Here is a 13,912-nt window from a genome sequence, read left to right on the forward strand (position 1 = left end):
GGCCGACGGTCAGTGCGTGGCCGGCACCGCCACCCCCATCACCTCCCGCGCATGGCGGCTGGGCACCATGCCCAGGCGCCACGCCTGCCAGCCGGCCTCCAGGCTCACCCCCCGCTCCAGCAGCAGCTGATACGCGTCCACGTAGTCGTCGAGCTTCTCGTCCCGCAGCGAGTGACTCGAGCGGGACAGCTGGGTCAGCTCCTCCTGGGCGACCGCCGTGCCGACGTCCACGCCGCCGGGGGCCGCGTAGGGCAGCAGGGTGCAGCGCAGGAAGCGGGCCCAGTCCTCGCCGCGGCGGTCGCCGTACGAGGTGAACAGGTCCACCGCCTCGTCGCACAGTGCCAGCGCCTGCTGGGTACGGGCGTTGCCCGCGTCCACCACCGCCAGTTCCAGGCAGGTCCACGCCTCGCCATGGGCCACGCCTATGCGCTGGAAGTCGGCTCGGGCGTCGACCAGGAGCTGGCGGGCGAAGCCGGAGTTGCGCAGCGAGCCCGTCTGGGCCGCTCGCTGGTCCCGGGTCGCCCGGGCCGAGTGGTGACGGGCGCAGGCGAGGCCGTAGACGTCACGCATGCGGGAGAACATCGTGCGGGAGCGCTCCAGTTCGCGCACCGCTTGATCGAGGTTGCCCGTCTCCTCCAGGGCCTGGCCCAGGTAGTAGACCGTCCAGGCCTCGCCGCGGGCGTCCTCGTTCTCGCGGTGCCGGGAGGCCGCCTGGCGCAGTCCGTCCACCGCCGGGGACGCGTCTGAGGCGACGAGACGGGCGCGGGCCAGCTGCGTGAGGGCCCAGGCCTCGCCACGGGCGTCACGGGTACGGCCGTAGCGGTCGAGGGCCGCACTCAGCTCGGACTCCGCGCGCGGGACGTCGCCCATCCGCAGTGACAGCTGGCCCAGCTGGAAGTGGGCCCAGGCCTCACCATGCACGGACTCGCCCGCGTGGTGCAGGACCAGGGACTCGGTGAGCAGATGCAGCGCCTCCGAGACATGGCCGCGGTCGCGCTCCACCGCCGCCAGTGCGTGCATCGTCCAGCCGCGGTCCGTGGCCAGCTCGGGGGCCGCCTGGAGATCCAGCGCCTCCCGCAGCTTCGCCGCCGCCTCCGTGAGGTTGCCCTGGTGGTGCAGGGTGATGCCCAGGGAGCACAGGGCACGGGCCGCGCCCGCGTCGTGATGGGCCTCCATGTACAGATCGACGACCGACGTCAGCGTCGTACGCGCCTTGTCCAGCTCGCCCAGCTGACGGGCCGCGATACCGGTGCGCCACTGCACCGAGCGGACCAGCAGGCCCTGGTCCACGGCCTGCGCCAGTTCGCTGATCTCGCCCAGACGGTAGAGGTCGCCGCGCAGCAGGCAGTAGTCGCACAGGGCGCCGAGCAGGTTCAGCACCGCCGCCTGGTTCACGCCCTCCGCGTGCCGCAGTGTCGACGTGATGAAGCTCGACTCGTCGTCCAGCCAGCGCAGCGCCTCGTCCAGGGAGGTGAAGCCGTGCGGGCTGAAGCGGTCCGAGCGGGTCGACATGTTGCCGTCGACCAGGCGCAGCACCGACTCGGCCAGGTCGGCGTAGTTCACGATCAGGCGTTCCTGCGCGGCCGTGCGCTCCGAGGGTTCCTCCTCGTCCAGGAGGCGGGCCTGGGCGAAGGCGCGCACCAGGTCGTGCAGGCGGTAGCGGTTGCCGCGCACATGGTCGATCAGGCCGGCCCGGGAGAGCGCGACCAGGTGACGGGTCGCCTCCCCCTCGTTCGTCGCCAGGAGGGAGGCGGCCGCGGCGCCACCGAGGGAGGCGCGGCCGGCGAGGGCCAGCCGGCGCAGCAGCCGTCGGGCCGTGTCCGACTGGTCCGTGTAGCGCAGCCACAGCACACGCTCGATCGGCTCCACAGGGCCGTACGCCCCGAGATCCGTGGCCAGTTGACGGGGGGAGCGCGGGCCCAGCGACGAGCCCGCGATGCTCAGCGCCAGCGGCAGACCGCCGCACAACTCCCTGATCCTGTCGGCCGCATCGGCGTCGTAGGGCCCGGAACTGTCCTGTGCCGTCGCGTCCAGCAACTCCTCGGCGCCCGCCGAGTCCAGTGCCTCGACCGGCAGTTCATGGACATGGGCCGGAAGGTCGGACGGCAGTTCCAGGGGCTCGCGGGCCGTGACCAGGACCAGGCTGTCGGAGCGCTCGGGGACGAGGGTACGGACCTGTTCGGGGTCCGAGGCGTCGTCCAGGACGATGGTGACGGCCAGGCCCGTCAGATGCTGGTGGTACAGCTCGCTCAGCCGCTTGACCTGCTGGTCGGGGGAGGAGCGCTCACGGAACAGCAGCTGTTCGCGCGGCGCGCCGAGCCGGTTGAGCAGGTGCAGCAGGGCGTCGCGGGTGGACAGCGGCGGCTCCTCCGGACTGCCGCCGCGCAGGTCCACGACGCAGGCGCCGCGGAAGTAGTCCTTGAGGTCGTGGGTGGCGCGCACGGCCAGTGTCGTACGACCGCTGCCGGGGGCTCCGTGCAGCACCACGACCGTCGGGCGGGTCTCGGTGCTCGCGCGGGACGCCTGTACCCACTGCCGGATCCTGGCGATCTCCGCCCGGCGTCCGGCGAACACGCCTGCCGGCTCCGGCAGTTGACCGAACGACTGGGCCAGTACGGTGCGCCCGCGGGCCGCCGCGCTCTTGTCCGTGCCGCGCAGCGACGGTCCCTTCTTCTTCGGGCCCGTGGACGCGGCGCTCACCCGCTGCTGATCGAGGAACGGGCGGATGCCGCGCACCTCCAGGGCCGTCAGCCACTGCAGCCGTAACTGCTCGGGGCCGCCCGGCTGGCTCGCGGCGCCGGCGTCGTGATGGGCCGCGGGCAGATGGGAGCCGGCCACCTTGATGACGGTCGCCGCCGCGCCCACGACGCCCACGGTCACACCCGCGCCGAGTGCCGTGCCCGTGTCGGTGCCCAGAGCCATGTCCGCCACCGCCGCTGTGACCGCGGCGACGCCGGCCACCAGCAGGGCGGTTCCCGAACCCTCCTTGGCGTACCGCTGAGCGAAGGTGAGCCGGCCGGCCGCCGCCTCGTCGAGCGCGCGCGTGTAGGCCTCGTACTCCTCGGCGGATGTCTCCGCCATCGCGTCCAGGGCGCTGCGTGAGCGCGACAGCAGCACCGTTCCGTCGGTGTGCCCGCCGGAGCGTCGTACCTCTTCCTCCACGGCCCGTGCCAACAGCCGTTCGGCGTCCGCCCGATGGCTGTCCCGCATGTCACGTCCCCCTCCGGCAGCAACTCCTTTGCCTATGAGTGTCCTTCGGGGAAGGCGTTCGCGCGAGGGGGCGGCGATCACCGGGTTCGGCTTGGGTGACTTTCGGATCATTCGCGGTGGTCGACGTATACAACGGCAGCGGCAGCGGCGGCGGTCGCGGCGGGCGGCGCCTGTCCGGCGTTGAGCGGATCGGGTGGCGTAGTGAGAGGGAACGCCCGTGCTCCTCACGCCCGACGCCGAACCCCCTCTGCTTCGGCACCTGTTTCCGCCCGTCCCCGCCAGTGCATGCCCTTCTTCCAGAAGGGCATCACGGTCACACCTGCCACACGGCAGGGGGATCACACCCCGATCTTGGAACGAGCCTGAGTTCGGCTGGCTGTCGAAGAAGGACGCGATCAACAAGAAGTGAGTCGAAGCTCAGGGCCGGGTCTTCGGGCCCGGCCTTTTCCGTCGCCGGGTCGGTTGCTCCGTCTGTGCGCTGTCCCGTGGCGCGTGGGCGGGGTGGCGGCGGGTGCGTAAGGATGGGGGCATGCCCAACCGACTCGCGCGCGCCACGTCCCCGTACCTCCTTCAGCACGCGGACAACCCCGTCGACTGGTGGCCATGGGAGACGGACGCGTTCGAAGAAGCCCGCCGACGCAATGTCCCCGTCTTCCTGAGCGTCGGCTACAGCGCCTGCCACTGGTGCCACGTCATGGCGCACGAGTCCTTCGAGGACCACGACACCGCCGCCTACATGAACGAGCACTTCGTGTCCGTCAAGGTCGACCGTGAGGAACGCCCCGACGTGGACGCCGTCTACATGGAGGCGGTGCAGGCGGCCACCGGGCAAGGGGGCTGGCCCATGTCGGTCTTCATGACGCCGGACGGGGAGCCGTTCTACTTCGGCACCTACTTCCCGCCCGGCCCGCGTCAGGGCATGCCGTCCTTCCGGCAGGTGTTGGAGGGCGTCACGGTGGCCTGGCGGGACCGCCGGGACGAGGTGGGGGAAGTCGCGGGAAAGATCACTCGGGACCTTGCCGACCGGGAGCTGGGTATCGAGGATGCCGGGACGCCCACCGAGGAGACCCAGGCCCTGGCTCTGCTCCAGCTGACCCGGGACATCGATCCCGCGAGTGGTTGGTTCAAGGGAGACACCAAGTTCCCGCCGTCGATGGTGATCGAGTTCCTGTTGCGCCATCACGTGCGGGCCGGTTCCGTGGCCGCGCTGGAGATGGCAGAAGGGCTGTGCGGCGCGATGGCTCGTTCGAGCCTGTACGACCAGGTGGGAGGCGGGTTCCACCGGTACGTTCTCACGCCGAGGCCCGATGGACCCTTGGTTCCGCACTTCGAGAAGATGCTCTACGACAACGCCCTGCTGTGCCGTGCCTACGCTCACCTGTGGCGCAGCACCGGCTCCGAGCCGGCCCGCCGGGTGGCGCTGGAGACCGCCGACTTCATGGTGCGTGAACTCCGCACGAACGAGGGCGGGTTCGCCTCCGCTCTCGACGCCGACAGTGAGGACGGCGCGGGCGCTCACGTCGAGGGCGCGTACTACGTGTGGACTCCGCGGCAGCTCACCGAGGTCCTCGGTGCCGAGGACGCCGAACTGGCCGCCCAGTACTTCGGAGTCACCGAGGACGGCACCTTCGAGCAGGGCTCCTCCGTCCTGCAACTCCCGCAGCAGGAGGGCGTGTTCGACGCCGAGAGGATCGAGGGGGTCAGGGAGCGGCTGCTGCGGTCCCGGGACGCGCGGCCGGCCCCGGGCAGGGACGACAAGGTGGTCGCCGCCTGGAACGGCCTCGCGATCGCCGCGCTCGCCGAGACCGGCGCCTACTTCGACCGCCCCGACCTGGTCGAGGCCGCGGTCGGCGCCGCCGATCTCCTCGTACGGCTGCACCTGGACGAGCACGCCCGGCTCGCCCGCACCAGCAAGGACGGCCAGGTCGGCGCCAACTCGGGCGTGCTGGAGGACTACGCCGACGTGGCCGAGGGCTTCCTCGCGCTCGCGTCCGTCACCGGAGAGGGCGTCTGGCTGGAGTTCGCCGGGTTCCTGCTCGACCATGTCCTGACCCGCTTCGTCGACCCGGAGAGCGGCAGTCTCTACGACACCGCCGTCGACGCCGAGAAGCTGATCCGCCGGCCCCAGGACCCCACCGACAACGCCACGCCGTCCGGCTGGTCCGCCGCCGCGGGTGCCCTGCTGAGCTATGCCGCACAGACCGGTGGCGCAGCCGCGGCCGGCGGCCACGTCCATCGCACCGCCGCCGAACGGGCGCTGGGTGTCGTCAAGGCGCTCGGCCCGCGCGTGCCCCGCTTCATCGGCTGGGGTCTCGCGGTCGCCGAGGCCCTCCTCGACGGGCCGAAGGAGGTCGCGGTCGTCGGGCCCGCACTGGACGACGAGGCGACAAGGGCCCTGCACCGTACGGCGCTTCTGGGGCTCGCGCCCGGTGCCGTGGTCGCCGTGGGGGTTGCGGAGAGCGACGAGTTCCCGTTGCTCGCCGACCGGCCTCTCGTCGGCGGTGCGCCCACCGCGTACGTCTGCCGTAACTTCACCTGCGACGCTCCGACCACCGATCCGGAAGGCCTGCGCGCCGCGCTGAGCAGCTGAAACGACAGGAAAGCGAAGAGAGTTCACGCAACCGGTGTTCGAATTGTTCACTCTGGGGCATCGTTGTGACGAAACGTGCTCTTCATTGAAATAGCCTGCGCTCTTCACAGATCCCCCCTAATGTCTACACCTGACGCGACAAGAGTGACTGAATGTCGCGGCAGGGGGCATTGGGGATCTGGGGGGATCTTTTGCTGACGTCTGTCTTCATCGCTGCCGTCTCGCTGGCCTTGTTCTGGATGGCGGCTTTCACCCTGTGGTGGCAGATGCACGCGTGGCGTACGCCCGAGGTGCTGGCCTCCACCCGTTTCAGCAGACCGGACGGGGACGAGCACGTCTCGTTCTCGCTGCTGCTGCCGGCACGGCACGAGCAGGCCGTGCTGGACCACACGATCCAGCGGCTGCTGGAGTCCACGCACACCGACTTCGAGATCATCGTGATCGTGGGGCACGACGACCCCGAGACCGCGGCGGTGGCCGAGAAGGCCGCCGAAGGGGACCCGCGTGTGCGGGTCGTCGTCGACACCCACGAGAAGAAGAACAAGCCGAAGGCCATGAACACGGCGCTGCCGCACTGCCGCGGCGATGTCGTCGGGGTCTTCGACGCCGAGGACCAGGTCCACCCCGAGCTCCTCGCCCACGTCGACCACGCCTTCCGGACGACGGGTGCCGATGTCGTGCAGGGCGGCGTCCAGCTCATCAACTTCCACTCCAGCTGGTACTCCCTGCGCAACTGCCTGGAGTACTTCTTCTGGTTCCGCTCCCGCCTGCACCTGCACGCGCAGAAGGGGTTCATCCCGCTCGGCGGCAACACCGTCTTCGTACGGACGGACGTGCTCAGGGAAGCCGACGGCTGGGATCCCGACTGCCTTGCCGAGGACTGCGACCTGGGAGTGCGGCTGTCCAGCGTCGGCAAGAAGGTCGTCGTCGCCTACGACTCCGACATGGTGACCCGGGAGGAGACCCCCGGCTCGCTGATGTCGCTGCTCAAGCAGCGCACCCGCTGGAACCAGGGCTTCCTGCAGGTCTACCGGAAGAAGGACTGGAAGCAACTCCCGGGCCTCGGGCAGCGGATGCTCGCCCGGTACACGTTGATGACGCCGTTCCTGCAGGCCTTCTCCGGTGTGATCATCCCGCTGAACGCGGCGGTCGCACTCTTCCTCGACGTGCCCGTCGGGATCGCCTTCCTCACCTTCCTGCCGCTGGTCACCGCCGCCGTCACCTTCGTCTTCGAGGTCGTCGGACTGCACGACTTCGGCAAGCAGTACGGGCTGCGCGTCCGCCCCGTGCACTACCTGAAGCTGGTCGTGGGCGGTCCCTTCTACCAGGTCCTCCTCGCGGGGGCCGCGATCCGCGCCGTATGGCGTGAGCAACGCGGCCGCAACGACTGGGAGTTGACCAGCCATGTCGGCGCACACCTGGCCCAGGCCGAAACCCGGGCCGGAACCCGCGTCGACGCCCACGCCGAAGCCGGCTCGAACCGTGACCTCCGAGAGGACGTCCCTGCGTGACCTCCACCCTTCCCGCGGTGACCACTCCGAAGGTCCCCGCGCAGCGGCAGCCTGCGCCCGAGTCCGGTTCGGCCGGTCGAACGGCCCCGCCCCGGCGTCTCCGCTCCTCCCGCCCCGACCTCCTCCTGTGCGGCGCGCTCCTGGTCGCGATCCTCGTCGTGCAGGGCTGGAACATCGCCGACTACCCGACACTCAGCGACGACGAGGGCACCTACCTCGCGCAGGCCTGGGCGGTCCAGCAGGGCAAGGGCCTGGCCCACTACACGTACTGGTACGACCACCCGCCGCTCGGCTGGATCCAGATAGCCGTGCTCACCTGGATACCGTCCTGGCTCAGCCCCGGCTCGATGACCGTCGGCAGCATGCGGATCGCGATGCTGGTCGTCTCCGCGATCAGCGCGGTCCTCGTCTACGTCCTCGCGCGCCGGCTGTCGCTGCCGCGCTGGGCCGCCGGGCTCGCCATGGCCCTGTTCGGCCTCTCGCCGCTCTCGGTCGTCCTGCAGCGCGAGATCTTCCTCGACAACATCGCGGTGATGTGGACGCTCCTCGCGTTCACCCTCGCCGCCTCCCCGAGCCGTCACCTCTGGCACCACTTCGGCGCGGGCCTCGCGGCCGCCACGGCCGTGCTCACCAAGGAGACGATGCTCGTCGTCCTGCCGGCGCTGTTCGTCACCATGTGGCGGCACAGCCACCGCGACACCCGGAAGTTCGCGGTGACCGGTGCCGTCACCGCCTGCGTGCTGATCGGCTTCAGCTATCCGCTCTTCGCCCTGCTGAAGGGCGAGTTGGTCCCGGGCGGCGGTCACGTCTCCCTCTGGGACGGCGTCAAGTACCAGATGACCAGGCCGGGTTCGGGCTTCATCCTCGATCAGGGCTCCGGTTCGCACGGCGTCCTGCACTCGTGGCTGTACTACGACCGCGTCCTGCCGCTCGGCGGCCTGGCCGGCGCGCTGCTGCTGGTGGCCACCTGGCGCTGGTCGGTCACCGCCCGCGCCCTCGCCGGACCGGCCCTCACGGTCGCGATCCTCACCGCACTGGCCATGCGCCCGAACGGCTATCTGCCCGCGATGTACGTCATCCAGGCGCTGCCGTTCCTCGCCCTGGTGCTCGCCGGCGGCACCGCCTCCGTCGCCCGCGCGGTGCTGCGCAGGCGGCGGCGGACCGACGAGCAGCGATGGAGGACGGGCGGCCGGTACGCCCTCGCGGCCGTCCTCGCCCTCGCGGCCGGCGCCTACGTCGTCCCGAAGTGGTACGAGGGTGACCGCACCGCCGTCACCGTCGACGCCAACGCCCCCTACCGGGCCGCCTCCACCTGGCTGACCACGAAGGTCGAGAACCCGAAGGGCACCCGCGTCCTGGTCGACGACGCGCTCTGGCTCGACCTGGTGCACGGCGGATACCGGCCCGGACTCGGCGTCATCTGGTTCTACAAGGCCGACCTCGACCCCGCGGTGACCCGGACGATGCCGCACGGCTGGAAGGACCTCGACTACGTCGTCGCCTCCCCGACGGTGCGCCGCGACGCGGTGGATCTTCCCAACGTCGAGGCGGCCATTGAGCATTCGGCCCCGGTCGCCACGTTCGGTACGGGTGCGGACCGGATCGAGATCCGGCAGATCCAGACGACCGGCACGGCTGATGGAGGCACCCGATGACCCACGAGTACACCGCCCGCGGAGAACTCAACGACCCCGCCGTACGCGGCGCCGAGGTCGCCGAGCCCGGTGCCGTCACCATCGTCGTACCGACGTACAACGAGTCCGCGAACATCCGTGAACTCCTGCACCAGATCACCGACTCGGTGCCCTCCCGGCTGCCGTGTGAGGTCGTCTTCGTCGACGACTCCACCGACGACACCCCCGAAGTCATCCGCGAGGCGGCCAGGGACTGCCCGTTCCCGGTGACCGTGCTGCACCGCGAGGAGCCCGTCGGCGGGCTGGGCGGCGCGGTCGTCGAGGGCCTGAAGGCGGCCGGGTCGGACTGGATCGTCGTCATGGACGGTGACTGCCAGCATCCGCCGTCCCTGGTACCGGAGTTGGTGGCCACCGGAGAGCGCGCGAACGCCGGACTCGTGGTCGCCTCCCGCTACATCAAGGGCGGCAGCCGGGCCGGGCTCGCCGGCAACTACCGGGTGGCCGTCTCGCGCGGTGCGACCTGGCTGACCAAGTCCCTGTTCCCGCGCAAGCTGCACGGCATCAGCGACCCGATGAGCGGCTTCTTCGCGATCCGCCGCAGCGACATCACCGCCGAGGCCCTCAAGCCCCTCGGCTACAAGATCCTTCTGGAGCTGGCGGTCCGCAGCCGTCCGCGTCAGGTCACCGAGGTGCCGTTCGTCTTCCAGGACCGGTTCGCGGGGGAGTCCAAGTCGAGCGCGCAGGAAGGCTTCCGCTTCCTGCGCCATCTGGTCGGTCTGCGCACCGCCTCGCCCCTCGCCCGCATGGTGGGCTTCGGTCTGATCGGCGCGAGCGGATTCCTGCCCAACCTCTTCGGCCTGTGGGCGCTGATGGCCGTGGGCATGCACTACGTCCCCGCCGAGATCCTCGCCAACCAGCTGGGCGTCGCCTGGAACTTCGTACTCATCGAGCACCTGTTGTTCCGCGACCGCCGGCAGCACCGTCGCTGGTGGGACCGCGTCGGCCGGTTCGCGCTGCTCGCCAACGCCGATCTGGTGCTGCGCATCCCGCTGATCGCGCTGTTCGTGCACCGGTTCGGGATGGGCGCCCTGTCCGCCACCGCGCTCGCGCTGGTGACGACGTTCGTCCTGCGCTTCGTGGGGACCGAAGCGCTGGTCTATCTGCCGCGCAGGGGGCGCGGCAGTCGCAGCACAGCAAGGAGAGCCGTGTGAACAAACGCAGTTGGGTCAGGAACCGAAGAAGGACCGCACTGGTCGGGGTGGGGACCCTGACCGCCGGTCTGCTCCTGACCTCACCCCAGTCCGCCGAGGCCGCCAACCTCGTCAAGAACGCGGGCTTCGAGACGGCCGGCACCGACGGTATGCCGTCCTGCTGGGAGAAGTCCGGCTGGGGCGACAACGACTTCACCTTCGAGACGACGAACGACGCCCACAGCGGCTCCAAGGCGATGAAGGTGTCGCTCACCCGCCGCGTCGAGGGCGACCGCAAGGCGCTGATCACCGAGTCCGCGCAGTGCGCGCCGGTGGTCACGGCGGGCAAGCAGTACGACCTCGGGCTCTGGTACAAGACGACCACGCCGGACGCGAACATCACCCTGTTCCGGCACGACGCCACGGCCGGCTGGCAGTACTGGACCGACCTCAAGACCCTGGAGATGCAGGGGAGTTGGACGCAGGCCACGGTCCGCACCCCCGCGGTCCCGGCCGGTACCGACCGCATCACCTGGGGCGTCTCGGTCTACGGCACCGGCTCGGCGACCACCGACGACTACACGATGGACCAGGTCCCGGACGTCACACCGCCCGCCACCTGCACGGGCACCGCCGACCAGTGCGCGAACGGCCGCTGGGACGTGCTGCCCACGCAGAACCCGGTCCGCTCCATGCACTCCGTCGTCCTCAACAACGGCAAGGTGCTGCTGATCGCCGGGTCCGGCAACAGCGAGGAGAACTTCAACGCGGGCACCTTCACCTCGGCCGTCTACAACCCGGCCGACGGCACCTACAAGGTGATCCCGACTCCGAAGGACATGTTCTGCTCCGGCCACATCCAGCTGCAGGACGGCCGGGTGCTGGTGCTGAGCGGCAACAAGGCGTTCCCGGTCGCGGGCGGGCACGGCTACGAGGGCTACAAGGACTCGTACGTCTTCGATCCGAAGACCGAGACGTACAGCAAGACCAACGACCTCAACGACGGCCACTGGTACCCGTCGGCGACCGAGCTCGGCAACGGCGACGTCGTCTCCTTCGGCGGTCTGCGCGAGGACTCGACCGGCTCGGTCACCGCCGAGTACTGGTCGGACGCCCAGCAGAAGTGGCTGGCGTTGTGGCAGGTCAACCAGACCTGGTCGTACTGGGGTCTGTACCCGTCGATGATCCTGATGCAGGACGGCCGCCTCTTCTACTCGGGCAGCCATGTCTTCGGCAACAACATCCCGGGCACGGGCAGCGCGATCTACGACTACGGCGCGAACACCGTCACGCAGGTCCCGGGCCTGCAGAAGAAGGACGAGCGCGACCAGTCGGCGAGCGTGCTGCTGCCGCCGGCGCAGGACCAGAAGGTCCTCACCATCGGCGGCGGCAACATCGACTCCAATCCGGAGGGCAACCGCCTGACGGACGTGATCGACCTCAAGCAGGCCGACCCGGCCTATGTCGCCGGGCCCCCGGTCCCGCAGGGCACGGTCGACCTCGGAAACGGCAAGGTGCCCGAGACCGGCAGCCAGGGCAAGATGTACGTCTCCGCCGTACTGCTGCCCGACGGCAAGGTCCTGGAGACGGGCGGCGGACTGCACAACCGGGCCAACCCGGTCTTCGAGGCGTCGATCTACGACCCGGCCGGCAGCACCTTCGACCCGGTGGCCGCCGACCCGGAGGCCCGCGGCTACCACTCGTCGGCGTTCCTGCTCCCCGACGGACGGGTGATGGCCACCGGCGACAACCCGGGCAACGGCACCTGGAACCACAACGTGTCGATCTACACGCCGCCCTATCTGCTCAAGGGCACGCGTCCGACGATCACGTCGGTGATCGACACCGAGTGGAACTACGGCGACACGCAGCGGATCACGGTCGACCGGCCCATCGCCAAGGCCGAGTTGATCCGCCCGGCCGCGGTGACGCACTCGTCCGACCCGAACCAGCGGTTCGTGGACCTGCCGCTGTCCGTCGACGGCAACAACGTCGACCTGAACGTGACGAGCAACCCCAACCTGGCCCCGCCCGGCTGGTACATGCTCTTCGCGGTCGACGCCAACGGGGTGCCCTCGGTGGCGAAGTGGGTGCATCTGCAGGGTCCGCAGGCCCTGAGCGCCGACACCGCCGAGGCGCACGTCCACTCCTTCGCGGACTCCCTTTCCGGCAAGGTGACCGGGCCCGGCAAGAAGCGGACCTCGCAGAAGGTCTCCGTCACCGTCTCCGGCTGCGACCGGCACTACGGCTCGATCAACGTGTGCGTGCCGACCGCCTTCCCGAAGGGCGTGAAGAAGACGACGGCCGCGCGCTGCGACTGGCTGAGGAAGAACGACTACGGCCGTCTGAAGGTCAACGGCGGGGACGACCCGCTGGGGCTCGACCCGAGCGGGGACGGCCTCGCGTGCGCAAAGGCGGACCTGAAGAAGCGGTAGACCCTTCATGACCGGCGGGGCGGGCGGCCCGTGCCGTCCGCCCCGCTCCGTCAGCTGCCGCCGCCGCTGTTGTTCGCGCCCGTGATCGCGGCGTTCGTGTTCCCGCGGGCCGCCCGCTCGCCCGCTCGCCGAGCCTGCTCGGGCGTGGCACCCAGGGCGTTGGCCTCCAGGATCGCCTCGTTGCGGCGCTGTTCGGCCTGCTGCGCGCGCATGGCCCTGAGACTGCTGAGGAAACGCAAAATACCCATGCCCGTCGCGCTACCCGGGACCCGGCACGGCAAACGGCCCCGCGCCTGCCGGGGCACTGGGGCCAGTTGCGAAAGTGGTGTCCGCCGGCCCCCACTCGCCGCACCGCCGAAAGCCCGGGTACGCCCGGTACGACGGCTTCCGGACGGCACTCCTCCAGCCTCCGGCCGGGGCGACCCCCGGAGCACGCACCGACGGTGACACCAGCCGCTGCCGCCGCGGGCGCGCGGCCGCACTTCGGGCGACGGCACCACTTTCACAACAGGCCCTATCCCGCGAACTCCTCCAGGGCGCGCTCCACGATGGCCACCAGCTGCTCGTGGTGCGCGCCCTTCCAGTACGCGCGCCCGCAGTCCTGGCACTGCGCGAAGACGTCGTACGACCGGTGCGTACCGCCCGACAGCTGGTCCGCCACCTCTTCCTTGGTGGCCTCTTTGAGCAGTCCGTTGCAGGCGGTGCACCGCGTCCACGGCTTCAGCTCGGGCCGGAAGCGGTCCAGGACGTCCCGGAGCTGGTCCTCGGGGCGGGTGCTGTAGACATAGGCGCCGGCCCACAGTTCACGGCGGCGCAGCAGGCCCCGGTCGCGGCTGAGCATGACCCGCTGCTCGGCGGCCGAGCGTGCGGACAGGGCCGGGTCGCCGATGTCCGTCGACTCGTACGCCGTGTCCACGCCGAGGAGACGCAGACGGCGGGCGAGGGTGCCGAGGTGGACGTCGAGGAGGAAGCGCAGCGGCGCGCCGGGGACCCGCTGGGGGCGGTCGACGCAGCGGACCTCCACGCGGTCGCCCGCGGCGGGGACGTACGACAGCGGTACCTCGCGGCCGTTCACCCACAGCGTGCCGACCTCGGTCAGCGGGACGCCCGTCGACTCGACGGCATGGCCGAGGGAGGAGACGCCGTCGGTGACGAGCGCGGTGGCGGCGCTACGGCGCTCGTGCGGGACGAACACGGCCAGGTCGGGGGCGAACTCGACGTGGATCTCGGGACCGTTCACCCGGTCAGGATGCCACGGGCGGGGATCAGGGGGCGTCCGGCGGATCAGCCCGGCGTCGCGGGGCCTGGCACGCACTCCCCACCTGCCCTCAAAGGCGCGGGT

At 70.6% G+C, this 13,912-nt stretch carries 8 protein-coding genes; 5 read left to right on the top strand and 3 right to left on the bottom strand.

Annotated features, from left to right (window positions below; translation table 11 throughout):
• Positions 1-9: 9 nt before the first annotated feature.
• Positions 10-3,210, bottom strand: coding sequence for a tetratricopeptide repeat protein (locus tag ACYUED_RS28445; RefSeq protein ID WP_491286370.1), 3,201 nt, complete (start codon positions 3,208-3,210; stop codon positions 10-12).
• Between the two features lie 529 nt (positions 3,211-3,739).
• Between ACYUED_RS28445 and ACYUED_RS28450 the strand changes: the two genes are divergently transcribed.
• The 5 genes from ACYUED_RS28450 to ACYUED_RS28470 all read left to right on the top strand — a co-directional run bounded on the left by ACYUED_RS28450 (position 3,740) and on the right by ACYUED_RS28470 (position 12,570).
• Positions 3,740-5,800 (top strand): thioredoxin domain-containing protein, encoded by a 2,061-nt coding sequence (locus ACYUED_RS28450; RefSeq protein WP_491286374.1) that lies wholly within the window; start codon positions 3,740-3,742, stop codon positions 5,798-5,800.
• 191 nt (positions 5,801-5,991) lie between these two features.
• Positions 5,992-7,311 (top strand): glycosyltransferase, encoded by a 1,320-nt coding sequence (locus ACYUED_RS28455; protein WP_491286376.1) that lies wholly within the window; start codon positions 5,992-5,994, stop codon positions 7,309-7,311.
• Entirely contained in the window at positions 7,308-8,966 is a 1,659-nt protein-coding gene (locus ACYUED_RS28460) for an ArnT family glycosyltransferase (RefSeq protein WP_491286378.1), read from the top strand. The genes ACYUED_RS28455 and ACYUED_RS28460 overlap by 4 nt, the downstream gene beginning before the upstream one ends.
• The gene (locus tag ACYUED_RS28465; protein WP_491286380.1) at positions 8,963-10,156 is read left to right on the top strand and encodes a glycosyltransferase; all 1,194 of its coding nucleotides are present in this window, start codon (positions 8,963-8,965) and stop codon (positions 10,154-10,156) included. The genes ACYUED_RS28460 and ACYUED_RS28465 overlap by 4 nt, the downstream gene beginning before the upstream one ends.
• Positions 10,153-12,570: a galactose oxidase family protein gene (locus ACYUED_RS28470; RefSeq protein ID WP_491286382.1), complete on the top strand. Its 2,418-nt coding sequence runs from the start codon at positions 10,153-10,155 to the stop codon at positions 12,568-12,570. Before ACYUED_RS28465 ends, ACYUED_RS28470 begins: the two co-directional genes overlap by 4 nt.
• Positions 12,571-12,620: 50 nt before the next feature.
• Here ACYUED_RS28470 and ACYUED_RS28475 read toward each other — a convergent pair whose 3' ends face one another.
• On the bottom strand, positions 12,621-12,782 hold the full coding sequence (locus ACYUED_RS28475; RefSeq protein ID WP_491286384.1) for a hypothetical protein: 162 nt from the start codon (positions 12,780-12,782) through the stop codon (positions 12,621-12,623).
• Between the two features lie 302 nt (positions 12,783-13,084).
• Positions 13,085-13,810 (bottom strand): Mut7-C RNAse domain-containing protein, encoded by a 726-nt coding sequence (locus ACYUED_RS28480; protein ID WP_491286386.1) that lies wholly within the window; start codon positions 13,808-13,810, stop codon positions 13,085-13,087.
• Between the last annotated feature and the right edge of the window lie 102 nt (positions 13,811-13,912).

The organism is Streptomyces sp. DF42, from assembly GCF_058267695.1.